Raw genomic sequence first — 22,267 nt, forward strand, 5'->3', positions numbered from 1 at the left:
ATCTGGGGGGATTGCCGGGCCTTTCCTTTTTTACGTCCGTTTAGGCGGCGGACCTTTTACCGCCCGACGCCATGATAGGCGAAGCCTGCACCTTCGATCATTTCGCGCGGATAGACATTGCGCAGATCGACCATGATCGGTTCGGTCAGCAGCGTCTTGATCCGGTTGAGGTCAAGCGCACGGAAGGCGTCCCACTCGGTCGCGATTACGATAGCGTCGGCTTTGTCCGCTGCGTCATAAGCGCTGGTGCAATAAACGACCTTGGGCAGCAAGCTCTTGGCCGATTCCATGCCTTCCGGATCATAGGCGCGGACGATGGCGCCTGCGTCTTCCAGCGTCTGGGTGATCGCGATGGCGGGGCTGTCGCGCATATCGTCAGTGTTCGGCTTGAACGTCAGGCCCAGCAGGGCGACGGTCTTGCCACGGACATCGCCGCCCATCGCCGCGATGACCTTACGGCCCATGGCGCGCTTGCGGTTGTCGTTGACGGCAACCACGGCTTCCACGATCCGCTGGGGTGCGTCATAATCCTGGCTGGTCTTGAGGAGGGCCAGCGTGTCCTTCGGGAAGCACGAGCCGCCATAGCCTGGACCGGCATGGAGGAATTTGGAGCCGATGCGGTTGTCCAGGCCGATGCCGCGCGCGACATCCTGCACATCCGCGCCGACCTTCTCGCACAGATCGGCGATTTCGTTGATGAAGGTGATCTTCGTCGCGAGGAAAGCGTTGCCGGCATATTTGGTCAGCTCGGCGCCACGGCGGCTCATTTCGATGAGCGGCGACTTGTTGAGGTATAGCGGGCGATAGACTTGCCGCATGACTTCCAGACCGCGTGGGTTGTCGCCGCCGATAACGATACGATCGGGCCGCTTGAAATCGTCGATGGCTGCGCCTTCGCGCAGGAATTCGGGGTTGGAGACGACAGCAAAGTCGGCGTCCGGATTGGCTTCGCGGATGATCCGCTCGACTTCGTCGCCGGTGCCGACGGGCACGGTGGACTTGTCGACGATGACGGTGAAGCCCTTGATGGCGTGCGCCACTTCCTCGGCTGCGGCGTAGACATAGGACAGGTCGGCATGACCGTCACCGCGACGCGAAGGCGTGCCCACGGCGATGAACACGGCGTCCGCATCCTTCACGCCGTCCGTCAGATCGGTGGTGAAGCGCAGGCGTCCGGCGGCGACATTGCGCGCCACGAGTTCGTCCAGGCCCGGTTCGAAGATCGGCATCCGACCGGCGAGGAGAGCGGCAATCTTGTTCTCATCCTTGTCGACGCAGACGACGTCATGCCCGAAGTCTGCAAAACAAGCACCCGATACCAGGCCCACATAGCCTGAACCAATCATCGTGATATGCATGACAAAACCCCAATTTTATTAGATGTCGATAGGACGAATGGCAGAATGGGCATGGTGACGTCGGTCTGTTACAATCTGAAGGGCATCGTGCCGATGCCGCCGCTGACAGTGCATGCCCCCAAATGCATTTTTGCGCTTCCCACAAGATAAAAATGCTGCAGCGCAAAATACAGCGCGCGTCAGGTAGCACAAGAGCCATTATGGAGATAGTTTTGCAGAAGGTTAACGACATAAGTTTAGGGCAATCTATCCTACTTTTGGGTAAGGTGAGCGCATGATCCGCTTCATTCTTGGTATATGGGCCTTTTTACTGGTGGCGCCGGCTGCCGCTGCGCAAGTGGAATCGGCGAATCCCGTTGCGGTGGAAACGCGGCAATTGGTGCGCATGGAAACGGGCGAGGGCGCCATCGTACTGGCGCTGGATGCGGTCCGCGCGCCCATCACCACCGCCAATTTCCTGCGCTATGTGGACGAGAAGCGGCTCGACGGGACGGCGTTTTATCGGGCTTTGAAAGTGGCGGGCTGGCCCAATCTGGGCTTCGTTCAGGGCGGTACGCGTAACGATCCCAAGCGTGTCCTGCCGCCCATCGCGCATGAACCGACCAACGTCACGGGTCTGACCCACGATGTCGGCACTATTTCTATGGCGCGCTATGCGCCTGGCAGCGCGAACGGGGATTTCTTCATCACGCTCGGGCCTATGCCATCGATGGATGCGCAGCCAGGCGGAGAAGGCGATATTGCCGGGTTTGCCGCGTTTGGAACTGTTGTCGAGGGAATGGATGTCGTGCGGAAGATACTGGTCGCACCCACTTCTCCGACCGAAGGGGAAGGCGTGATGAAGGGGCAGATGCTCAGTCCCGTGGTGACGATCCTGACCGCGCGTAGGGTGAAGCCAACGCCCTGAGGTTCAGCATTAGCCGTCGTACTTGCCGGACGCTTTCAATTTCTCCAGCCAAGCCTGCGCCTGTTTGGGCTCGCCCACGGCGCTCGATTTGACCGGGCCACGATCCGCCATGAAATCGCGGTGCAGCGTGAACGGGGCCATGCCAAGTTGTTCGCGCATGGAATCCACCGTCTGCCCGATCTCATCAAGGGTTTCGATGACCGGGGTGATGGCCGCACGCGCGGCCTTGTCCTGCCGGTGGTCGAACAGACCCCAGCTTCCACCTGCAGTTTTCTCAAGCGCCGCGATCAGCGTTTCGCGATACTCTGCTTCCAGTTCCTCGCGGCGGGTGTCGAGACGTTCGAGACGATCAGCTTTGGCCATGGCGCGTTGTAGTCCGATGGCGTGTCCGGTCAATGGCCCGGTGACTTTACCAGCGTGTCTTACGCTGCGGCATGAACGCGAGCATCATGGCATAATGATCGGCCGGAATGGCCCGCACGAATTCTACGCCTATGCGACCATCCTCCACCCAGCGCACCACCGATTCGACGCGCCGCACATGGGGAAGATCGAACATCAGCCGTTCGCCAGCGACCAGAGTGGTGGGGACGCGGCCCATCAGGCCAAGCGGGGAAATGTTGACGATCCTGATGTCGTGAATACCCGATGCGTTGGTTGCAGGGGCTCCGAAATCCACCAGATCTCGACGCGCCCGCCGAGCTTCGGCGGGCGCGGACGCCTTTGCAGTCCGCGGCGATCTGTTCACATTATGCCCCTTTTTTCAATGCCTTGTTAGCATGATAGGGGTAGCGATGCTGACGCGATGTGAATGTTCGTGGTTAATCGCGCGTTAGGAAATCAAGCGATTACAAGGCCGTGCTTTTTTGCGCCGAAGCTGACCTTGTCACCCGGCTGCAACGGATGCGCAGGATCGGTCACGACATCGCCGTTGACGCGAATGGCACCCTCGGCGAGCTTGCGACGCGCCTCCTTGTTGGACGAGGCAAAGCCCAGCGCGACATTGGCCTGCGTGACCGTCAACGCGCCTTCCACCAGTGCGACGGTCGGCAGGTTGGCGTCGCTAGCGCCTTCTTCGAACGTCTTGCGGGCGGTTTGCGCGGCGGAGGCGGCTGCTTCCAAACCGTGCGCCATCGTAGTCGCTGCGTCCGCCAGGATTTTCTTCGCGTCGTTGATCTCCGCGCCTTCTAGCGATTCGAGGCGCGCGATCTCATCGAGCGGCAGATCGGTGAACAGGCGCAGGAAGCGGCCGACATCGGCATCCTGCGTATTCCGCCAGAATTGCCAGTAATCATAAGCAGGCAGCGCATCGGCATTCAGCCACACCGCGCCGTTCATTGTCTTGCCCATCTTGCCGCCATCCGCCGTGGTGATGAGCGGGGTGGTGAGGCCATAGACCTGCGTCCCGTCAACCCGGCGCGACAGTTCTATGCCGTTGACGATATTGCCCCACTGATCCGATCCGCCCATCTGCAAACGGCACGCCGAGCGCCGCGACAGCTCCAGAAAGTCGTAAGCCTGAAGGATCATGTAGTTAAATTCGAGGAAGGAAAGCGACTGCTCGCGATCCAGCCGGGTCTTGACCGAATCGAAGCTGAGCATCCGGTTTACCGAGAAATGCTGACCGATGTCGCGCAGGAACGGGATATATTCCAGCTTGTCGAGCCAATCGGCATTGTCCACCATCACGGCGTCGGACGGACCGTCGCCAAAGGTCAGGAACTTCTCGAACACGCGCTTGATACTCGCGACGTTGGACGCGATCGTATCGGTCGTCAGCAGCTTGCGGGCTTCGTCCTTGAAGCTGGGATCGCCAATCTTGCCCGTGCCGCCGCCCATCAGCACGATGGGTTTGTGCCCCGCCTGTTGTAGACGGCGCAGCATCATGATCTGGACCAGACTGCCGACATGCAGCGACGGTGCCGTAGGATCGAACCCGATATAGCCGGGTACGATTTCCTTGACCGCAAGCGCATCGAGGCCCGACGCATCGGTTAGCTGGTGGATGTAACCGCGTGTGTCGAGTAAGCGGAGAAGATCGGATGTGTACTGGCTCATAGCGCGGCGCGCTTAGCATGGAGAATGGCGCTTGGGTAGCATGGTTGCAATTGGGCTGATGTCCGGCACGTCGCGCGACGGGATCGACGCGGCATTGATCCGCACCGACGGCGAAGGGCTGGTCGAGCCGCTCGCCTTTCACGGCACAGCCTATAGCGAAGGGTTTCGCGTCCGGCTGGCCGAGGTCTGCGCACGGGCGATGACGATGGACGAACCGACGTTCGAGCCGCTGATCGATTCGGTGGAAACGGAATTGACACAGGCCCATGTAGAGGCCGTGTCCGACCTGCTGGCGCGCGCCGGGTGGCAGGCACAGAACGTCGATGTCATCGGCTTCCATGGGCACACGGTGGCGCACAAGCCGGATCGGGGCTGGACATGGCAGATCGGCGACGCGGACGGGCTGGCCGGGGCATTCGGGATTCCCGTGGTCGCTGATCTGCGCAGCGCGGATGTGGAGGCAGGCGGGCAGGGCGCGCCACTCTTGCCCGTCTATCATCGCGCATTGGCCGCCGATCTCGACAAGCCGGTGGCAGTGCTCAATCTGGGCGGGGTGGCGAACATCACTTATATCGGCGCGGATGGATCGCTGGTGGCGTTCGACACCGGCATGGCGAGCGGCCTGATCGACAACTGGATGCAAATGGAAGGCGGCAAACCGTTCGACGAAGATGGCGCAACCGCCGCCGCCGGGCGCGTCGATCAGACGGTGCTGACGGCGATGCTGGATCATCCCTTTTTCGACATGCCCCCGCCCAAGAGCATCGACCGGGAAGATTTCACATTGCAGCCGGTGCGAGGCTTGTCGCTGGCGGACGGCGCAGCGACGCTGACCGCCTTTACCGCCCATTCGGTGGAACTCGCCCTGCGCCAACTCCCCGCACGCCCGACGGCGTTATATGTCGCAGGCGGCGGTCGCCACAACGCCACGCTGATGCGGATGCTGGGCGAAGTGACGGGGGTGGCGGTGGAATCGGTCGACGGCCTGGGGTGGAACGGCGATGCGATTGAAGCGGAAGGATTCGCCTATATGGCCGTTCGCAGCCTGAAGGATCTGCCGATCAGTTTTCCTGGGACAACGGGAGTGCCGGAACCGATGACGGGCGGAGAATTGTTCGACGTGGATTGAGGGAGGTGCATTGCGCCTCTCCCCAATCGTCCCCTCGCTGCCGCATGAGACCCCAGCTTTCGCGGAAATGACGATTATGGGTGGTTTTCAATCGGCCAGCTTTTGGACAGATAACCGGCGATTGGCACTTCGCTAATCCGGAACCTGTCGATGCACAAATGACGCTCCGGGTGTAAGGCGAGTCAGTAGTTTGCGGTCGGGGAATCCGCAGGTCTGCTGGCTAGCTTTCGTTGGATTCAGGCAGCAAGTGCGTTGGTATCCGTGTCATGCGTGGCCGAGCTTTTGAAAAACTCGTCAAGATCGCTCGGGCAAACGATTGAGTCCTTAAGGCGAGGATCGCAACACGCGGCAACGAAGTCTTCGTGCTCCGGATGCCCCGGAACAAAGACGGCCTTTTGCTTATATTGCTCGGCCGTGAATGTGCCCCAATTTGTCATTCGGCCGAAATAGACATGGCTCGCACCCACCTGATGGGCCAGATCTACAGCATCTCCCATTTCACGATAATTCTCGGACTGAACGGTGAACGTGATCATGAAATCTTCGATAAGTCCGTCGTTCAGCAATTGCCCTGCAAACTTCAAGTTCTGCTCCATAACTGGCCAACGCGCACCGCGACGGAGGCTTTCATGGGTTGGACCGGTCGCGGCATCGAGACTTATACGAAGGGATTCCACCCGCTTGTGGAGGCTGGGGAAGGCCGCCCACTGTCGCGGCGTAAGCAACATTCCGTTGGTCATGATGATGAACCTCAGGTCCGGATACTCCTTCGCGTCCAACTGCTCCATCAGGCGCCGGAAGTTCTTGCTCGCGAACGGATCGCCCGATCCGGTTACATATACGGTCTTGGCGTTTTTGAGCAGGGGCAGAATCTCGTTCTGCTGCATTACGTCGAAGTTGATCCGCGTCTGTTCGTCAGCGGCATAGGTCGAGCTTCGACAGCTAGGGCAGGAGAGGTTGCACGTCCGGTCATAGGAAAGGTTCAGCACTTCCGGACCGCGTGGCATAATCGTTTCGCTGCTCGTTACGATGTCACTCCATTTGGGATCCGCTTCGAGTTCCTCAACCGACAAGAACTGGCTGCTCTGGATCGTTGGGCAGGTGCGCTTGTTGCAATAGCGATAAGATCCATCGAGCATGCTGCTTCGAATGGCTTGGGCCGCATCCCCATTCCAGATGTCGCGCCAAGGTGTATGGGCAAGATTACCAGTCGAGGTGGGTAGCCAGCTGGCGCAGCAAAGATGCGTCGTGCCTTCGAGTACGTCGAGCTCAATGAAAGGCCTTAAGCAGACCTTTCCCGTCAGCTGATATTTCGGGTTTGTAGGGTCTGCCAGCCCCTCCAGGTAGAACAGTACACCCTGAACTTGGACATTCTGACTTTCACCGGCACTAAGTGGCATGAGGGCATCGAGCGCGTCGCGTGGCGAACCACCTGCGGCGATCGACAGCCCAAGCAGCATTTGCACGCGCAGTCGAACGCTTTTCTCGGTTACGGAACGTTGCTGCAGCGCTTGAGGAACGACCGGGTTCTCGCCGACGATTGCTGGCACCAGAGACCATAGCTCTGGATGGTCGAGACCGTCCGACATAATACTCAACATCATGTCTATCGCTTGATAGGCGGCCGTCGAGGCGTCGATACAACCGGCTTCGGCAGGCTCCATGGTCTCTTGATGGATCGTCACGGCGTTCCCCTTATCGCGCGTCGTGTCGACCGCATGCCAATTCATTATAGGACGAGGATGGGCCGATCCGGTGGGGTCGCCGAAAGGACGAAACTGATATTGCACGGGGAATGGCCTTCGATCCGAAGGACGGCCTGCATAAACGCCGCCTTCCCCACGCCACGCCAATAGCTGACTGACCGTTCCCTACCAAATTAAGTCATTCACCCTTCGACTTGCCATCGGCGTGAGTGACCGGTTTCAGGAAAGCGGATGATCTGGCGGAGCTACCAAGAATGGTCGCTTCTCGCCTCTCCTCATCTCCATCCCCACCAATTTCCCCTGTCCTACACGCCCTCGTCTCCGCTACACCCGACCCATACTCCGGGCCAACGCCCTGCAGGCACGTCCATGCCTTGAAACCCCTCGGCCCTTCGGGTCGACCAGCCGGGTGGCATAGGGCGGCATTGATGCTGAGGTTATTACGCAGCGGGTATGAGAACGCGGGGAAGCAGCGCCCCAAAGCTGCACGCGACCGCGGGGGACCGGCTGGCCCGTATGTTCAGGTTACTCTGCGCGCACTTTCCTCACCCCATTGCAGCGTCCATCGACTGAGCCAAAGGATGCAACTGGGGGGTGACGTAGTGAGGCCTTTGAGGCTTTCCGCGAAAAACGCGGCGGCTTATTCGGGGGTCGCGGTCGCCGGACGCAGGCTGTTGCCGGCCCGCCCGCTGCGCAGGGCGGTGATCCAGCTCAGGGGATTGAGACTGGCCGTGCCGTCCAGCGAGAAAGTGATGAACTCCGCGCGCCCGCCAATGGCTTCCCAAGGCACCGGACCGCCCAGACCCTTTTCCTCCAGAGTCGCACGGCTGTCCGCGCTGTTGTCGCGATTGTCGCCCATCAGGAACACATGATCGGCGGGAATACGCACCGGCCCATACCAGTCGAGCGAACGCGATCCCACGTCGATGATCTTGTACGTCTTGCCGTTGGGCAGCGTCTCCTGCTTCACCGGCAACTCGCACCAGCTTTTGCCGTCACGATCCTCCACCAGTGCGCCGGGGAATTGGTCGGGCGGGCAGGGGGCATTAGCATCGACGGGGATGCGCAGCGGCGGGATCCATTTCTGTGGCACAGGTATGCCGTTCAGGATGACGATGCCGTCGCGCACCTCAAGGATGTCTCCGGGCAAGCCGATGACGCGCTTGATATAGTCCTCTTTGCGCGCCTGCGGCGTGACGATCACGATGTCGCCGCGTTCGGGTAACCGACCGAAAATGCGACCCTTGATGAAAGGCAACGGATGAAAGCTGGGCGACACATAGGACCAGCCAAAGGGATATTTGCTCACCACCAGCCGGTCGCCGGTCAGCAGCACCGGCATCATCGACTCAGAAGGGATATAGAAAGGCTTGGCAACGAAACTGTGGAACGCCAGCACCGCGGCGATCAGCACGAAGATGCTCTTGAACTCCTGCCACCAGTCCACCCGATGGCGCACTGGTGTGCCGTCTTCGGGGCCGGAACCCTGTCCTTCGTGGCTGGGTGCCGGATCGAAGTCCAGTGTCTGACCGGAGTCGTTCCCCGCATCCATATGCGCTGCCGTCATCTGCGTCCCTTGAGCTATGTGTCGCGCGGGTCTTGTCTGTCGCCCTTATTGGGGCAAGGCTTCGATAATTACAAACGCCTGCGCCCATGGATGATCGTCCGTGAGCGTCAGATGAATGACGGGCCGGTGGCCGTCGGGAATGAGCGAAAGGAGCCGCGTCTGCGCGCCGCCCGTCAGGTGGAGGGTAGGCGCGCCGGACGGCCCATTGACCACCCCGATATCGCGCATGAACACGCCAGCCTTGAACCCGGTTCCAACGGCTTTGGAGAAGGCTTCCTTCGCGGCAAACCGCTTCGCCAGAGTGCCAGCCTTGGTGAACGGACGCCGCGCGGCCTTGGCCCGTTCTATGTCGGTGAACACGCGCTGCTCGAACCGTTCGCCGAACCGGTCGATAGACTGCTGTATCCGCTCGATATTGCAGAGATCGGAGCCGAGACCGATGATCATCGCGCAGCGTCCATATGCCGCCGCATTTCGCGGATGCTGGCGGCCAGCCCATCGAAGATTGCTTCGCCGATCAGGAAATGGCCGATGTTGAGTTCGGCGATCTGGGGGATGGCGGCAATCGGCCCCACATTGTCATATGTCAGTCCATGCCCCGCATGGGGTTCGATCCCGTTCTTCATCGCCAGCGCAGCCGCGTCGGCGATCCGGCGCAATTCGTCGGCGCGCTCCTGCCCCTCGACATGCGCGTACCGCCCGGTGTGGAACTCGACGACCGGCGCTTTCAACCGGATGGCGGCGTCGATCTGCGCAGCGTCCGCCTCGATGAACAGGCTGACGCGGATGCCTGCTGCGTTCAGCGCATTTATGACCGGCGCGAGCGTATCGAACTGCCCCGCAGCGTCCAGCCCGCCTTCGGTGGTCCGTTCCTCGCGCTTTTCCGGCACGATGCAGGCGGCATGGGGTTTGTGGCGCAAGGCTATGTCGAGCATCTCCTGCGTCGCTGCCATCTCCAGATTGAGCGGCACGGTCAGCGCCGCCATCAGCGCGCTGATGTCCTCATCGCGGATATGGCGCCGGTCTTCGCGCAGATGTGCGGTAATGCCGTCCGCGCCAGCCTCGACGGCCATCAATGCAGCCTTCACCGGATCGGGATGTGCCCCGCCGCGGGCATTCCGGATGGTCGCCACATGATCGATATTGACGCCCAGCCGCAGATAATCACTCATTTCCGTGTCTCCGTGCAGGCGACCTGTTGCAGCAGGTCGTGCGAAAAGCCTTTGCCTGTCCATATCTCGCCGAAATTGAACGTCTCGCGATTCGTGAAGGCGATCACGAACAGTCCCAGATCCGGCAGAATCAGATTGCGCACCTGGAAGTCGCCGATCCCGCCGCGCCGCTCGACGATGCGCACCGGCACCTTGCACCCTTTGACGGGAACGGAGAAGACCCATTGCCCCAACGCCATATAGCCCAAGGCCGGATCGCCCGCCCACAGCGTATCGCGCGCCTTGGCAGGCAGGAGCTTGCCGTTCAGAAGCGCTCGGTCGAACGCCAGCATGTCGCGTGCCGTTCCCGCCAATGCACCGGCGCTGCCATAGCGGGGGAGGGCCGTGACATAAGCGGGCGCCGCCGGGACCATGTCCGCCACGGCCTTGCCCTCCAGCATGGCTGCGCTGCGCAGTTTTACAGGCCGCGCGATCTTTTGCCGGAAAAGCGTATCGAACGGCGTGCCCGCCACCTTTTCCAGCAAAGCGCCCAGCACGATGTAATCGCAATTATTATAGCGCCAATCGCCACCCGCCGCAGCGCGTCCGCCAAGGCACCAGTCCAGCCCCGTGGGCCCACCCCAGTAAAAGGACGGCGTCCCCCGCGCATCCTTCGGCGAGTCATCGGGATTGCGCAGCCCTGCGCGATGCTGGAGCAATTGTCGCACGGTCGGCGGCGCTATGGGGCCAGCGAGGGCGGGCAGATAGTCGGCAGCGTTCCGATCCAGGTCGATCCTGCCCTCAGCCACTTGCTGCATGACCATCGTGGCCACGACTTGCTTTGTGACGGACGCCCACGGCCATATCTGCGTGGCGGTAAAACGCTCATCCGGTGCGAGGGGGCCAATCGTCCCTGCGCCCTGTTCGCTCAGTATGCGGTTGCGATCCGCGACCAGCACCCAGCCATCGAATTGGGCGTCGGCAGCAATGCGGCTGATCGCTTTGTCGATCGGTACATCCGCTGACGCGGCTCTCGGAAGCGCGAGGCCTAAGCCAAGGAGCAGGAGCAAGAGACGCCCGCGCCGCACTTCTATCGCTACTTCCGACTGCCGGGCTTGGTGGTGGGGATTGCTGCCAGTTCGGGCGGCAGCGTGTCGGCATCATATACCGGGAAGTTGATGCTGACCAAGGGATAGAAGGGAACGCCCAGATCGGCTGCGCCCGCCGAACGGTCGACCAGTGCAGCTTCAGCGATCACGACTCCGCCATCGGCCGTCACGGCTTCCATCGCCTGACGCGAGGAAAGGCCGGTCGTCACGACATCCTCGACCATCAGCACCTTCTGCCCCGGTTTTAGTGCGAAACCGCGCCGGAATTCGAAAGTGCCAGTCGGGCGTTCAAGGAACATAGCATCCACCGCCAGCGCGCGACCGACTTCATGCCCGATGATCACGCCACCCATTGCAGGCGACACCACCACGTCAATCTCGTTGCGAAGCTCGCGGGGCAATGTCTGCACCAGCGCTCGCGCCAGCATGCCGGCGCGTTCCGGGTTCATCAGAACCCGCGCGCACTGAAGGTAATTGCCGCTGTGCTTGCCGGAGGACAAAACGAAATGCCCTTCCAGCAACGCTCCTGCCGCCCTGAATTCGGCCAGCACTTCTTCGTCGGTCATCTGCGCTTTGTCCCTTTGGCGCGGGCTATCGCTGCGACCTTTTCCGGTCTGCTGTGCCCCCTCAGTCTCGCGCTGGCAGATAGGGGGCGAAAGGCCGCGTTGCAACAGCGAAGAAAATCAGCTTATAGGTGCTTGAGGCGTGGAATAACCATGCCTATAAGCCGCCCCGAGCAAGACCTTCCCGGACCCTATGTCTGGAGGGTGGTCGGCTGTCAGGGGTTACAGGGTGTCGAGACGCTTATGAAGATGGTGAAATCGGTCGTACTTGCAGGATTGCTGGCGTTTGCGCCGGTTTTGGGGCATTCGGCATTGGCTCAGGACAACGCGGTTGCCGCGCCTGCAGCAACTGCTGCAGCGACGCCCGCTGATTCGGCGGCTGCCGGAAACGCAGCCGAAGCTGCGAACGCAACGGACGCTGCGCCTGCCGCAGCAACCGTTGCCGCTCCGCCGCGCATGAAGCCGACCTTGGGCATCGGTATGCCGAAGCCGGGCGAATACACGCTGCAAGAGCAGTTCACTTCGACAGGTCGTCAGGCGCGCTGGCTCCACGACATCATGCTGCTTCCGATCATCGTGATCATCTCGGTGTTCGTGTTGTTGCTGATGCTCTGGGTCATGTTCCGCTATCGCCAGTCGGCAAACCCCGTTCCTTCGAAAACGGCCCACAACACCACGATCGAAGTGCTGTGGACAGTCCTTCCGGTCGTCATCCTGCTGGCAATTGCGGTGCCCTCGATCGGCCTGCTTGCCGACCAGTATAAGCCAGCGCCCAAGGATGCGTTGACCGTGAAGGTGACGGGATATCAGTGGTATTGGGGTTACGAATATCCCGATGCCGGTATTCCTGAATTCGTTTCGAATATCCTGTCGCCTGAAAAGGCGCTGGCAAATGGTGAGCCCAATTTGCTTGCGGTAGATAATCGCCTCGTTCTCCCCGCCGGTCGCCCGATCAAGCTGATCATCACCGGTTCGGATGTGATCCACAGCTTCGCAGTTCCTTCGCTTTGGGTGAAGATGGATGCGGTGCCGGGTCGTTTGAATGAGAAGAGCTTCACCATCGATAAGCCAGGTGTTTACTACGGGCAGTGCTCGGAGCTTTGCGGTGCACGCCACGGTTTCATGCCGATCGCTATAGAAGCGCTGCCACCTGCAGAGTTCGACCAATGGGTTCTGTCGCAGGGCGGCAAGCTGGCCGGTGCTACCGCCGCACCGGCAGGAGCGTCGGGTCCGCAGCAGGGCAGCGTTCTACCGGGGCCGCCGGAAGGTGCGCCTGCCGCTGCGCCCGCAGCCGCGCCTGCCAAGATTTGATGCAAGGGGTCCGCACGTCATGACAACCGTTACCGCAACCCCGGATGATTTTTCCGGATCTCACGCACACCACGACGATCATGCCGATCACAAGCCGGCATTTTTCGCGCGCTGGTTCATGTCTACCAACCACAAGGATATCGGTACCCTCTACCTGATCTTCGCGATTATCGCGGGGATCATCGGCGGTGCCATTTCAGGCCTGATGCGCGCAGAACTGGCGCAGCCGGGCGTTCAGTATCTTCAGGGCTGGGCATCGATGATGTCAGGTGATCAGGCGACGCTGGATCAGGCCTACCATCTTTGGAACGTGCTGATCACAGCGCACGGCCTTATCATGGTGTTCTTCATGGTCATGCCTGCGATGATTGGTGGCTTCGGCAACTGGTTCGTCCCCATCATGATCGGCGCGCCCGACATGGCGTTCCCGCGCATGAACAACATTTCGTTCTGGCTGCTGGTGCCTGCATTCCTGCTGCTTCTGGGTTCGACCTTCGTTCCGGGTGGCACGGGTAATGGCGCTGGCACGGGCTGGACGGTTTATGCGCCGCTCTCCACGAGCGGTTCTGCTGGTCCGGCCGTCGATCTTGCGATCCTGTCGCTGCACATCGCTGGCGCCAGTTCGATCCTGGGTGCGATCAACTTCATCACAACCATCTTCAACATGCGCGCGCCGGGGATGACCCTGCACAAGATGCCGCTGTTCGTATGGTCGGTGCTGGTTACCGCATTCCTGTTACTTCTCGCACTTCCGGTTCTGGCTGCTGCAATCACCATGCTGCTGACCGATCGTAACTTCGGTACGACGTTCTACGACGCAGCCGGTGGTGGTGATCCGGAACTGTATCAGCATCTCTTCTGGTTCTTCGGCCATCCCGAAGTGTACATCATGATCTTGCCCGGCTTCGGCATCGTCAGCCAGATCGTCTCGACCTTCAGCCGTAAGCCAGTCTTCGGGTATCTCGGCATGGCTTATGCCATGGTCGCGATCGGTGCTGTCGGATTCGTTGTGTGGGCGCACCACATGTTCACGACCGGCATGTCGGTCAACGTCAAGATGTACTTCACGGCCGCAACGATGGTGATTGCGGTGCCGACCGGCATCAAGATTTTCTCGTGGATTGCGACGATGTGGGGTGGCTCGATGAGCTTCAAGACCCCCATGGTCTGGTCGCTCGGCTTCATCTTCATGTTCACCGTCGGCGGTGTGACCGGTGTGGTCCTTGCCAATGGCGGCGTCGATGACGTGATGCACGACACCTACTACGTCGTGGCCCACTTCCATTATGTGCTGTCGCTGGGCGCCGTGTTCGGCCTCTTCGCTGGCTTCTATTACTGGTTCCCGAAAATGTCGGGGAAGATGTACAACGAAGTCCTGGGTCAGCTTCACTTCTGGGTCTTCTTCATCGGCGTGAACGTCCTGTTCTTCCCGATGCACTTCCTGGGCCTGTCGGGTATGCCGCGTCGCTACCCCGATTATCCCGAAGCCTTTGCTTATTGGAACAAGATCGCCAGCCATGGCTATGAAATCATGGTCGTCGGTATGGGCTTCTTCTTCGTCAACCTGATCTGGTCGCTCGCTGCGGGCAAGAAGGCTGGGGACAATCCTTGGGGCGAAGGCGCAACGACGCTGGAATGGACCTTGTCCAGCCCGCCGCCCTTCCATCAGTTCGAAACCGTACCGACGATCGATTGACGGCTTTGATGATCGAATGAACGGTGTCCCGGCAAATGCTGGGGCACCGTCAGTCTGGGCAAATGCCTGGACTTTGGACCCCGGCCTTGTGTCGGGGTGACGTATGAGGAACAGATGGCCAGTTCGCCGATAGACCTGACGGGTAGCAATGCAGTGCCGATGATCGGTTCGAGCGTTGCCGTGCCTGCGCACTGGCGCGATTTTCTGGCACTCACCAAGCCGCGCGTGATGACCTTGGTCGTATTCACTGCACTATGTGGTTTGCTGGCAGCGCCGGGCAATATTCATCCGGTTATCGCGTTCACGGCGATCCTGTGCATCGCCGTAGGAGCGGGGGCAGCAGGCGCGCTCAACCAGTGGTATGAAGCCGACATCGACGGCATGATGAAGCGCACCGCCAAGCGCCCGCTTCCGGCCGGACGCATGGACCGCCAATCGGCCTTGCATTTCGGCGTTGGCTTGTCGGTGTTCTCCGTCGTGCTGATGGGGCTTGCGACCAACTGGCTCGCTGCTGGCATTCTTGCCGGATCGATCCTGTTCTATGTCGTCGTCTACACCGCTTGGCTAAAGCCGCGCACCGTGCAGAATATTGTGATCGGTGGTGCCGCAGGTGCTTTCCCGCCGGTTATCGGCTGGGCCGCTGTGACGGGTGATGTTACCGCTTTGCCGATTGCGCTGTTTGCCCTCATCTTCTTCTGGACGCCGCCACATTTCTGGGCGCTCGCGCTGTTCGTAAAGATGGATTACCAGAATGCGGGAATCCCCATGCTGCCTGTGGTGGAAGGCGAAGTCTCAACGCGGCGGCAAATCTGGTTTTACACTGCGATCATGGCTGCGGCAGCGATGGCTCCCGTGCTGTTGCGCCTCACCGGACCGATCTACGGCACGGTCGCATTCCTTTGCACCGCGATTTTTGCCGTCATGGCGTTTCACGTCGGGCACCGCCGCGAAAGCGATCCAGCCAAGATGCTGCCTGAAAAGCGGTTGTTCAAATTCTCGATCCTGTATCTGTTCCTCTTATTCGGCGCGCTGGTCGTCGATCGTTGGGTATTCGCATGACGCCTGAAGAACAGAAGGAAATACGCGCCCGACAGAAGTCGCGTGCTATCGTGACAGGTCTGATTTTGGGTGGGCTGGTCCTGCTTTTCTACGCGATTACCATCGTGAAACTGGGCGCGCAGTAATGGCGACGGCCCCGCATCACACTCTTGTCGATCGCAACCGTCGCACGATGATAGTGATGGCTATCGTCGCGGCTGGAATGTTGACGCTGGGTTTCGCGTCCGTGCCTCTGTACCGGATGTTCTGCGAACGGACGGGCTTTGGCGGCACCACGCAGCGCGCCTCGGCTGACGTTGCGGTTACCAAGGCCGTGGGCCACACGATGTCGATTCGCTTCGATTCCAATGTTTCACCCAGTCTGCCCTGGAAATTCTATCCGGAGCAGAAGACCGACACGGTTACGGTCGGCGCACGCGACATGCAGATATTCATTGCGAAGAATCTGTCGGACAAGCCGATAACCGGCACAGCGACCTTCAACGTGACGCCGACGCAGGCGGGTGCGTATTTCACGAAAATTCAGTGCTTCTGTTTCACGCAGCAAACGCTGCAGCCGGGGCAGGAAGTCCGAATGCCGGTCCTCTATTATGTGGACCCGAAGATCCTGAACGATCCCGATAACAAGGACGTGCAGGAAATAACCTTAAGCTACACCTTCTACCCGGTTGAGAACGGGAAAAAGCCAAGCTAAGGGATTTTTAAGCAGCCCATCGCCGACATGGCCGCAAGCAACAGGGAAGATGATACGATGGCAGGCGCCAAGAACCACGATTACCATATTCTCCCGCCGGACATCGTGCCGTTCCTCGGGTCGATGTCGGCACTCGTCATGGCATTCGGTGCCGTGTCGTGGATGCACCCCGATTCGATGCCGGCACATGGTGGCTGGATTTTCCTGATGGGTTTGGCCGGTGTGCTGTACACGATGTATAGCTGGTGGTCGAAAGTGATCGCGGAGGCGCATGCTGGCGATCATACGCCGGTCGTTCAGCTTCATCTGCGTTACGGCATGATCCTGTTCATCGCCTCGGAAGTCATGTTCTTTGTGGGCTGGTTCTGGGCGTTCTTCGACTTTTCGCTGTTCCCCTCGGCTCTTGCGCCGATCGACGGAATGTTCCCGTCGAAGGGCATCGAAGTCATGAATGCCTTCGAATTGCCGCTGCTCAACACGCTGATTCTGCTGTGTTCGGGTACGACCGTAACCTGGGCGCACCATTCGCTGATCCATGGTGATCGCGATGGCCTGAAAAAAGGTCTGTGGGCAACGATCATCTTGGGCATGCTGTTCTCCAGCATTCAGGCGTATGAATATGCGCATGCACCGTTTGCCTTCGGCGGAACGCCCTATAGCTCGGGCTTCTACATGGCGACCGGTTTCCACGGTTTCCACGTTCTGGTCGGTACGATCTTCCTGATCGTGTGCCAGATCCGCGCATATAAGGGCGATTTCACGCCGCGTCAGCACTTCGGGTTTGAAGCGGCTGCATGGTACTGGCACTTCGTCGACGTCGTGTGGCTGTTCCTCTTCGTCGCCGTATATGTCTGGGGTGGCTGGGGTGCTCCCATCCACGCAGGATAAGCTGGCCTAACATGATACAGATGCTCTCCCGGTGATCGGGAGAGCCGGAAACCAGAGAAGCGGAGACACCGGGCCATGCCCACATCGGACCCGCATCTGTTGATCCAATCGGCAAAGGGTCTGTGTCCGCAATGCGGGGCGCAGACCCTTTTCGCTGGGCCCATCCGCTTTGCACCGAATTGCCCAGCGTGCGGTCTGGATTACGCGCAATTCAACGTGGGCGACGGTCCGGCGGCCTTTCTGACCATGATTGTCGGTGGCGTCATCCTGGCGCTGGCACTTGTGTTGGAGTTCAAGGTGCATCCGCCGCTTTGGCTGCACCTCGTTTTGTGGACGCCTCTGATCATCGCAGCGGTTATGGGATCGCTCCGTGTTGCTAAGGGCGCTCTGCTGATCCTCGAATATCGTAACAAGGCGCGCGACGGTAAAATCGTCCCGGCGGAAACCAAGCCATGATCCGTCGCCTGCCTCTGATCCCCACGATTATCGTGCTCCTTGCGGTTGTGACGATGATCGGCCTGGGTGTGTGGCAATTGCAACGCAGGGATGAGAAGGAGGCGGCGATTGCGATCCTTCGCGCCAATCCTGCAAAACCTTCCGTCGCTTTTCCCAAGCTGCCGCCGGTCGATCCGGAACTGATGTTCCGCAAATCTTCGGTCCAGTGCCTGCGCGTTGTCGGCTGGCGTCGGGAAGCGGGGCGTGCCGCGGATGGCACTACCGGCTATCGCCTCATTGCCGAGTGCGCGACGGGTGCCGAAGGGCCGGGGGCTTTGATCAATGTCGGGGTGTCGCCGAAGATCGATGCCAAGCCGCAATGGTCGGGAGGGCGAGTCGAAGGCTGGATATCGCAAGAGCCTGACCATCGTTCGCTGCTTTCGCGCGCCTTTGGTCACTCAATGCCGCTGCGCCCGATGCTTATCGCACGAGCGCCGGCACCGGATCTTAAGCCAGCAGTGCCACCGCATGTAGAGGATATTCCCAACAATCATCTTGCCTATGCGGTGCAATGGTTCCTGTTCGCGGGTGTCGCGCTGATCATCTATGGCATTGCAGTTCGGAAGCGATTGGCGCCTGCAACGCTCTGACGACGGCTAAAGCCTTGCCCTGGCGGGCTGTGGCCGCTACCGCGCCAACCACTATGCAATATGTCAGCACCAGGGGGCGCGCGAAAGCGCTGGGTTTCGAAGATGTGACGCTGGCGGGCCTCGCGTCCGATGGCGGTCTCTATGTGCCGGAGGCATGGCCACAGTTTTCGCACGCCGATATCGCGGCGCTCGCCGGGCTGTCCTACGTCGAAACGGCGGTGAAGGTGATGGCGCCGTTCGTCGCGGGTTCGCTGACGGAAGACGAACTGCGTGACCTTTGTACAAAGGCATATGGTCGTTTCAGCCATCAGGCGATCACGCCGCTGGTACAACTGGATCATCGCCACTGGCTGCTGGAGCTGTTCCACGGCCCCACGCTGGCTTTCAAGGACGTGGCGCTACAATTGCTTGGGCAACTGTTCGAGCGTTTCCTGTCCCGTCGCGACGATCATTTGACCATCGTCGGCGCGACATCCGGCGATACCGGATCCGCGGCGATCGATGCCGTGGCAGGGCGTGACAAGATCGACATCTTCATGCTCCATCCCGAAGGCCGCGTGTCCGACGTGCAACGCCGCCAGATGACGACCGTGCGAGCACCCAACGTCCACAATATCGCCATTTCCGGCAGCTTCGACGATGCGCAGGCGCTGGTGAAGCGGATGTTCAACGACACGGAGTTTTCCACCCGCTTCAATTTGTCGGCGGTGAACAGCATCAACTGGGCACGGCTGATGGCGCAGATCGTGTATTATTTCTATTCCGCCGTTCGTCTGGGTGCGCCCGAGCGTCCGGTTGCCTTTGCGGTGCCTACTGGCAATTTCGGTGACGTGTTCGCAGGCTATGCCGCAGCGAAGATGGGCTTGCCCGTCGCGCGCCTCATCGTCGCCACCAATGTCAACGACATTCTCCATCGCGCTCTTGCCGATGGCGACTACAGCCAAGGCACCGTCGTACCCACCGCAACGCCGAGCATGGACATTCAGGTCAGTTCCAATTTCGAGCGGTTGCTGTTCGATGCAGGCGGCCGCAACGGCGTAGCGCTGGCCGAGCAAATGGCGGGTTTCGAAGCGAGTCGCGCCATGCGCCTCACCAATGCGCAGCGCGAAGGTGCATCGGCGTTGTTCCGGTCCGCACGTGTCGACGCCGAAGGCATGGGGCTAGCGATGCGCTGGGCCTATGAAGGGGCGGCGCAGATCATCGATCCGCACACGGCGGTCGGTCTGGCGGCTGCACGCGCTGACGATCTCGATCCGACGATCCCCGTCGTGACATTGGCGACCGCGCATCCGGCCAAGTTCAGCGATGCGGTCGAGCGTGCCACCGGAACACGTCCGCCGCTGCCTGCGCGTGTAGGCAGCCTGTTCGATCGTGAGGAAGCCTATAGCAAGCTGCCCGGAACGTTCGAGGCGATCACGGCCTATGTCGCGGACCACGCGACCCCACGGGCATGACGCTCGATACGCTGATCGGTGAGCCATGGGCCGACTACGGCCTGCTGGACTCGGGTGATGGGCGTAAACTTGAGCGTTACGGTAGCTATCGCTTCATCCGTCCGGAGCCGCAGGCAATGTGGGCGCCCGCCACTGCGGATTGGACAGCCGATGGCGAATTCATCCCCGGCTCGGATGATGAAGGCGGCGGTCGCTGGTACTATGAAAAGCCGGTGCCGAAGGATGGCTGGCCGCTAAGCTGGGACGATGTGACGTTTCAGGCAAGCTGCACCCCGTTTCGGCATCTAGGCTTCTTTCCCGACATGGCGCCGGTCTGGACGTGGATGCGCGAACGGGTCGCCGACAAAGCGGAGCCACAGGTGATGAACCTGTTCGGTTATACTGGAGTAGGCACGCTCGCCATGGCCTCAGCCGGTGCGCAGATGGTGCACGTCGATGCCTCCAAGAAATCCGTGTCGGCGGGGCGGATGAATGCCGAACTATCGGGAATGGCGGACAAGCCGATCCGCTGGATCGTAGACGATGCGGCCAAATTTACGGCGCGGGAAGTCCGTCGCGGGCGCCGCTATGACGGCATCCTGCTCGATCCACCTAAATATGGACGCGGCCCTGATGGCGAAGTCTGGCGTCTGGAAGAGGATTTGCCGAAGCTGATCGCTGATTGCCGCCAGTTGCTCGACGCCGACAGCCGTTTTCTGTTCCTGACGGTATATGCTGTTCGGATGTCCGCATTGGCGCTGAAGGAATTGCTCAATCAGGCGTTCTCGGATTTGCCCGGGAAGGTGGAGGCAGGAGAGCTGGCCGTTCGAGAAGAAGCGCGCGGACTGGCACTTCCTACGGCGATTTGGGCGCGCTGGTCGCTCTAGGCGGCCGTCACTCTCGCCCCGCGCGCATCGCGGCCCCGGCGGCAAAGGGTGTGATACCCACGAGCAGAAGTGAGCAGGCCGCGAGTAGCTTAAGCGCGCTGCCGCTTTGATCCCCTAACGATCCCGCGCCGAAGATAAGCAAGGGTACAGCGAGCGGCAGGGCCAGCAATCCGGCAAGGGCGCCGCTGGACCGAAGACCGGACGTTAGGGCACTCACCAGCAAGCCCAACGCGGCCAAGGCAGGTGTGCCGAGAAGTAATCCGACCTCCAGCGTCAGTATCGTCGCGCCATCCAGCTTGAGCAGAGCAGCGGCAGGAAGGACGGCGACCATGAGCGGGGGACCGAAGCCTATCCAGTGGGCAATGAGCTTTGTGAGCGCGATGCTTTCATCGCCTATGCCGCGTAAGACGAGTTGATCGAGAACGCCGCCATCACGATCGGGCGCGACGAGCCTGTCCACCGGGAGCAGGCTCGCTAGGAGGGCGGCAATCCACAGCATACCGCCACCGGTTCTGGCCAGCACCGCCGCGTTCGGTCCTACGGCAAATGGGAATAGCGCAGCGACGAGCAGCAGAAACGCAACGGGCAACCATAGCCCGCCGGATTTCCACGCCAGCGCGGTATCGCGTGCAATCAGGCGGGGCAGGGCGCTCATGCCTCCGTCTCGATTGGCCGATAGGCGGCAATGTCGATGTCTTGCGCACCCGGCAAAGGCAGCGCCTGATGTGAGGCCGCCAGGATGATCCCGCCTGCAGCCAAATGTGTCGCCATCAGTTCGCCCAACATTTCGACAGAGGCGGTATCCAGCCCATTGGTGGGTTCGTCCAGCAGCCAAATGGGGGCGCCGCTGATCACAACGCGCGCCAGCACTGCCCGCTTGCGCTGGCCCGTGGAGAGCATATGCACTGGGACGTCAGTAAGCCGTGTCATGTCAAGCGCAGCCAGTGCGTCGTGTACCGCTCGCTCGTCTACGCCGTCTATCTTCGCCCAGAAGGCCAAGGCACGCGCCAAGGTTGCTTGCGTATCGAGCGCGAGCGATTCGTCGCTGAGCGCCATCGTTCCCTCATGGCTGATGGTACCCGAAAAAACGGGCAGCAAGCCCGCTACGGCGCGGATGAGGCTCGACTTGCCGGTGCCGTTGGGGCCACGCAACACGGCGCTGTCCCCCGGACCCAGAGCCACAGTCACGCCGGTCAGAAGCATTCTCCCGCCGCGCAGGCAGGCAACGTTGGACAGGCTAAGCGCCGCGATGCTCATGCCGTGACCATCTCTTCGAGATTGTGCATATCCTCATCCGACAATCCGAAATGATGTCCGACTTCGTGCACAACGACGTGCGCAATGAGCGCTTCCAGCGATACACCTGTCTCCACCCACTCATCAAGCAACGGTCGGCGATACAGGTGAATGGCCGGGGGAAGATCGCCGGTCTGTTCGGCGTCGCCGATCGGTCGGCCGGAATATAGACCGGTCAATGCGAAAGGATCGTCTATCTCCATTTCCATCAATATCTGTTCATCAGCAAAATCTTCGACAAACAGAACAACGTTCGAGAGATGTTCGGTAAAGGGTGAGGGCAGGCGCGATAGGGCCGCACGGGCAAGCGTCTCTATATGCGCCGCATCGGGCGCAAAGCTAGCCTGTTGACCTTGATCCTTCATCGCTG

At 60.6% G+C, this 22,267-nt stretch carries 25 protein-coding genes; 12 read left to right on the top strand and 13 right to left on the bottom strand.

Going from position 1 to position 22,267, the window contains the following annotated elements:
* Window positions 1-56: 56 nt before the first annotated feature.
* The gene (locus LQ220_RS07185) at window positions 57-1,358 is read right to left on the bottom strand and encodes a UDP-glucose/GDP-mannose dehydrogenase family protein (protein WP_230187630.1); all 1,302 of its coding nucleotides are present in this window, start codon (window positions 1,356-1,358) and stop codon (window positions 57-59) included.
* 274 nt (window positions 1,359-1,632) lie between these two features.
* Between LQ220_RS07185 and LQ220_RS07190 the strand changes: the two genes are divergently transcribed.
* Window positions 1,633-2,265 carry a peptidylprolyl isomerase gene (locus tag LQ220_RS07190; protein ID WP_230187631.1) on the top strand — a complete coding sequence of 211 codons (633 nt, stop codon included), beginning with the start codon at window positions 1,633-1,635 and terminating at the stop codon, window positions 2,263-2,265.
* A gap of 9 nt (window positions 2,266-2,274) precedes the next feature.
* On the opposite strand, the gene LQ220_RS07195 is transcribed toward LQ220_RS07190, so the two are convergent.
* The 3 genes from LQ220_RS07195 to tyrS all read right to left on the bottom strand — a co-directional run bounded on the left by LQ220_RS07195 (window position 2,275) and on the right by tyrS (window position 4,323).
* Window positions 2,275-2,628, bottom strand: coding sequence for a hypothetical protein (locus tag LQ220_RS07195; protein WP_230187632.1), 354 nt, complete (start codon window positions 2,626-2,628; stop codon window positions 2,275-2,277).
* Between the two features lie 46 nt (window positions 2,629-2,674).
* Window positions 2,675-3,013: a PilZ domain-containing protein gene (locus tag LQ220_RS07200; protein WP_230187633.1), complete on the bottom strand. Its 339-nt coding sequence runs from the start codon at window positions 3,011-3,013 to the stop codon at window positions 2,675-2,677.
* Between the two features lie 92 nt (window positions 3,014-3,105).
* Window positions 3,106-4,323, bottom strand: coding sequence for a tyrosine--tRNA ligase (tyrS, locus tag LQ220_RS07205; protein WP_230187634.1), 1,218 nt, complete (start codon window positions 4,321-4,323; stop codon window positions 3,106-3,108).
* A 40-nt stretch (window positions 4,324-4,363) separates the two neighbouring features.
* Here tyrS and LQ220_RS07210 point away from each other — a divergent pair, with 40 nt between their 5' ends.
* A complete protein-coding gene (locus LQ220_RS07210; RefSeq protein WP_230187784.1) occupies window positions 4,364-5,452 on the top strand; it encodes an anhydro-N-acetylmuramic acid kinase in 1,089 nt (362 codons plus the stop codon).
* Window positions 5,453-5,688: 236 nt separating this feature from the next.
* Here the strand turns inward: LQ220_RS07210 and LQ220_RS07215 are convergent, their stop codons facing one another.
* The 6 genes from LQ220_RS07215 to pyrE form a co-directional block, all read right to left on the bottom strand.
* Window positions 5,689-7,137 (bottom strand): radical SAM protein, encoded by a 1,449-nt coding sequence (locus tag LQ220_RS07215; protein ID WP_230187635.1) that lies wholly within the window; start codon window positions 7,135-7,137, stop codon window positions 5,689-5,691.
* Between the two features lie 661 nt (window positions 7,138-7,798).
* Window positions 7,799-8,725 (bottom strand): signal peptidase I, encoded by a 927-nt coding sequence (gene lepB / locus LQ220_RS07220; protein ID WP_230187636.1) that lies wholly within the window; start codon window positions 8,723-8,725, stop codon window positions 7,799-7,801.
* Between the two features lie 45 nt (window positions 8,726-8,770).
* Window positions 8,771-9,172 (bottom strand): holo-ACP synthase, encoded by a 402-nt coding sequence (acpS, locus tag LQ220_RS07225; RefSeq protein ID WP_230187637.1) that lies wholly within the window; start codon window positions 9,170-9,172, stop codon window positions 8,771-8,773.
* Window positions 9,169-9,897: a pyridoxine 5'-phosphate synthase gene (locus LQ220_RS07230; RefSeq protein ID WP_230187638.1), complete on the bottom strand. Its 729-nt coding sequence runs from the start codon at window positions 9,895-9,897 to the stop codon at window positions 9,169-9,171. The genes acpS and LQ220_RS07230 overlap by 4 nt, the downstream gene beginning before the upstream one ends.
* Window positions 9,894-10,946, bottom strand: a complete 1,053-nt coding sequence (locus tag LQ220_RS07235) for a serine hydrolase domain-containing protein (RefSeq protein WP_230187639.1) — start codon at window positions 10,944-10,946, stop codon at window positions 9,894-9,896. Before LQ220_RS07235 ends, LQ220_RS07230 begins: the two co-directional genes overlap by 4 nt.
* A 26-nt stretch (window positions 10,947-10,972) precedes the next feature.
* Window positions 10,973-11,551, bottom strand: a complete 579-nt coding sequence (pyrE, locus tag LQ220_RS07240; RefSeq protein ID WP_230187640.1) for an orotate phosphoribosyltransferase — start codon at window positions 11,549-11,551, stop codon at window positions 10,973-10,975.
* Between the two features lie 240 nt (window positions 11,552-11,791).
* Here pyrE and coxB point away from each other — a divergent pair, with 240 nt between their 5' ends.
* The 10 genes from coxB to LQ220_RS07285 all read left to right on the top strand — a co-directional run bounded on the left by coxB (window position 11,792) and on the right by LQ220_RS07285 (window position 20,601).
* Window positions 11,792-12,859, top strand: coding sequence for a cytochrome c oxidase subunit II (gene coxB / locus LQ220_RS07245; protein WP_230187785.1), 1,068 nt, complete (start codon window positions 11,792-11,794; stop codon window positions 12,857-12,859).
* 19 nt (window positions 12,860-12,878) lie between these two features.
* Window positions 12,879-14,555, top strand: a complete 1,677-nt coding sequence (ctaD, locus tag LQ220_RS07250; RefSeq protein WP_230187641.1) for a cytochrome c oxidase subunit I — start codon at window positions 12,879-12,881, stop codon at window positions 14,553-14,555.
* A gap of 159 nt (window positions 14,556-14,714) precedes the next feature.
* Window positions 14,715-15,614 carry a heme o synthase gene (locus LQ220_RS07255; RefSeq protein ID WP_230187786.1) on the top strand — a complete coding sequence of 300 codons (900 nt, stop codon included), beginning with the start codon at window positions 14,715-14,717 and terminating at the stop codon, window positions 15,612-15,614.
* Complete coding sequence (locus LQ220_RS24880; protein ID WP_281821210.1) at window positions 15,611-15,739, top strand: hypothetical protein; 129 nt, start codon at window positions 15,611-15,613, stop codon at window positions 15,737-15,739. Before LQ220_RS07255 ends, LQ220_RS24880 begins: the two co-directional genes overlap by 4 nt.
* Window positions 15,739-16,308, top strand: coding sequence for a cytochrome c oxidase assembly protein (locus tag LQ220_RS07260; RefSeq protein WP_230187642.1), 570 nt, complete (start codon window positions 15,739-15,741; stop codon window positions 16,306-16,308). The genes LQ220_RS24880 and LQ220_RS07260 overlap by 1 nt, the downstream gene beginning before the upstream one ends.
* Window positions 16,309-16,365: 57 nt before the next feature.
* A complete protein-coding gene (locus tag LQ220_RS07265) occupies window positions 16,366-17,196 on the top strand; it encodes a cytochrome c oxidase subunit 3 (protein WP_230187643.1) in 831 nt (276 codons plus the stop codon).
* Window positions 17,197-17,271: 75 nt separating this feature from the next.
* Window positions 17,272-17,652 carry a DUF983 domain-containing protein gene (locus LQ220_RS07270; protein WP_230187644.1) on the top strand — a complete coding sequence of 127 codons (381 nt, stop codon included), beginning with the start codon at window positions 17,272-17,274 and terminating at the stop codon, window positions 17,650-17,652.
* On the top strand, window positions 17,649-18,281 hold the full coding sequence (locus tag LQ220_RS07275) for an SURF1 family protein (protein WP_230187645.1): 633 nt from the start codon (window positions 17,649-17,651) through the stop codon (window positions 18,279-18,281). Before LQ220_RS07270 ends, LQ220_RS07275 begins: the two co-directional genes overlap by 4 nt.
* 53 nt (window positions 18,282-18,334) lie before the next feature.
* On the top strand, window positions 18,335-19,735 hold the full coding sequence (gene thrC / locus LQ220_RS07280) for a threonine synthase (protein ID WP_230187787.1): 1,401 nt from the start codon (window positions 18,335-18,337) through the stop codon (window positions 19,733-19,735).
* Window positions 19,732-20,601, top strand: a complete 870-nt coding sequence (locus LQ220_RS07285; protein ID WP_230187646.1) for a class I SAM-dependent methyltransferase — start codon at window positions 19,732-19,734, stop codon at window positions 20,599-20,601. The genes thrC and LQ220_RS07285 overlap by 4 nt, the downstream gene beginning before the upstream one ends.
* A 7-nt stretch (window positions 20,602-20,608) precedes the next feature.
* On the opposite strand, the gene LQ220_RS07290 is transcribed toward LQ220_RS07285, so the two are convergent.
* Genes LQ220_RS07290 through LQ220_RS07300 form a run of 3 tightly spaced genes read right to left on the bottom strand, consistent with a single transcriptional unit; the run spans window position 20,609 to window position 22,262 of the window.
* Window positions 20,609-21,256, bottom strand: a complete 648-nt coding sequence (locus LQ220_RS07290; protein ID WP_230187647.1) for a heme exporter protein CcmB — start codon at window positions 21,254-21,256, stop codon at window positions 20,609-20,611.
* A complete protein-coding gene (gene ccmA / locus LQ220_RS07295; RefSeq protein ID WP_230187648.1) occupies window positions 21,253-21,858 on the bottom strand; it encodes a heme ABC exporter ATP-binding protein CcmA in 606 nt (201 codons plus the stop codon). Before ccmA ends, LQ220_RS07290 begins: the two co-directional genes overlap by 4 nt.
* Window positions 21,855-22,262, bottom strand: coding sequence for a metallopeptidase family protein (locus tag LQ220_RS07300; RefSeq protein ID WP_230187788.1), 408 nt, complete (start codon window positions 22,260-22,262; stop codon window positions 21,855-21,857). Before LQ220_RS07300 ends, ccmA begins: the two co-directional genes overlap by 4 nt.
* Between the last annotated feature and the right edge of the window lie 5 nt (window positions 22,263-22,267).

Origin of the sequence: Sphingobium sp. CECT 9361 (assembly GCF_918741285.1) — a bacterium.
Classification (GTDB): Bacteria; Pseudomonadota; Alphaproteobacteria; order Sphingomonadales; family Sphingomonadaceae; genus Sphingobium.

Coding starts and splice junctions, on each gene's coding strand:
- LQ220_RS07185 (WP_230187630.1), bottom strand. CDS start 1,358: ATGCATATCACGATGATTGGTTCAGGCTATGTGGGCCTGGTATCGGGT.
- LQ220_RS07190 (WP_230187631.1), top strand. CDS start 1,633: ATGATCCGCTTCATTCTTGGTATATGGGCCTTTTTACTGGTGGCGCCG.
- LQ220_RS07195 (WP_230187632.1), bottom strand. CDS start 2,628: ATGGCCAAAGCTGATCGTCTCGAACGTCTCGACACCCGCCGCGAGGAA.
- tyrS (WP_230187634.1), bottom strand. CDS start 4,323: ATGAGCCAGTACACATCCGATCTTCTCCGCTTACTCGACACACGCGGT.
- LQ220_RS07210 (WP_230187784.1), top strand. CDS start 4,364: ATGGTTGCAATTGGGCTGATGTCCGGCACGTCGCGCGACGGGATCGAC.
- lepB (WP_230187636.1), bottom strand. CDS start 8,725: ATGACGGCAGCGCATATGGATGCGGGGAACGACTCCGGTCAGACACTG.
- acpS (WP_230187637.1), bottom strand. CDS start 9,172: ATGATCATCGGTCTCGGCTCCGATCTCTGCAATATCGAGCGGATACAG.
- LQ220_RS07230 (WP_230187638.1), bottom strand. CDS start 9,897: ATGAGTGATTATCTGCGGCTGGGCGTCAATATCGATCATGTGGCGACC.
- pyrE (WP_230187640.1), bottom strand. CDS start 11,551: ATGACCGACGAAGAAGTGCTGGCCGAATTCAGGGCGGCAGGAGCGTTG.
- coxB (WP_230187785.1), top strand. CDS start 11,792: ATGAAGATGGTGAAATCGGTCGTACTTGCAGGATTGCTGGCGTTTGCG.
- ctaD (WP_230187641.1), top strand. CDS start 12,879: ATGACAACCGTTACCGCAACCCCGGATGATTTTTCCGGATCTCACGCA.
- LQ220_RS07255 (WP_230187786.1), top strand. CDS start 14,715: ATGATCGGTTCGAGCGTTGCCGTGCCTGCGCACTGGCGCGATTTTCTG.
- LQ220_RS24880 (WP_281821210.1), top strand. CDS start 15,611: ATGACGCCTGAAGAACAGAAGGAAATACGCGCCCGACAGAAGTCGCGT.
- LQ220_RS07260 (WP_230187642.1), top strand. CDS start 15,739: ATGGCGACGGCCCCGCATCACACTCTTGTCGATCGCAACCGTCGCACG.
- LQ220_RS07265 (WP_230187643.1), top strand. CDS start 16,366: ATGGCAGGCGCCAAGAACCACGATTACCATATTCTCCCGCCGGACATC.
- LQ220_RS07270 (WP_230187644.1), top strand. CDS start 17,272: ATGCCCACATCGGACCCGCATCTGTTGATCCAATCGGCAAAGGGTCTG.
- LQ220_RS07275 (WP_230187645.1), top strand. CDS start 17,649: ATGATCCGTCGCCTGCCTCTGATCCCCACGATTATCGTGCTCCTTGCG.
- thrC (WP_230187787.1), top strand. CDS start 18,335: ATGCAATATGTCAGCACCAGGGGGCGCGCGAAAGCGCTGGGTTTCGAA.
- LQ220_RS07285 (WP_230187646.1), top strand. CDS start 19,732: ATGACGCTCGATACGCTGATCGGTGAGCCATGGGCCGACTACGGCCTG.
- LQ220_RS07290 (WP_230187647.1), bottom strand. CDS start 21,256: ATGAGCGCCCTGCCCCGCCTGATTGCACGCGATACCGCGCTGGCGTGG.
- ccmA (WP_230187648.1), bottom strand. CDS start 21,858: ATGAGCATCGCGGCGCTTAGCCTGTCCAACGTTGCCTGCCTGCGCGGC.
- LQ220_RS07300 (WP_230187788.1), bottom strand. CDS start 22,262: ATGAAGGATCAAGGTCAACAGGCTAGCTTTGCGCCCGATGCGGCGCAT.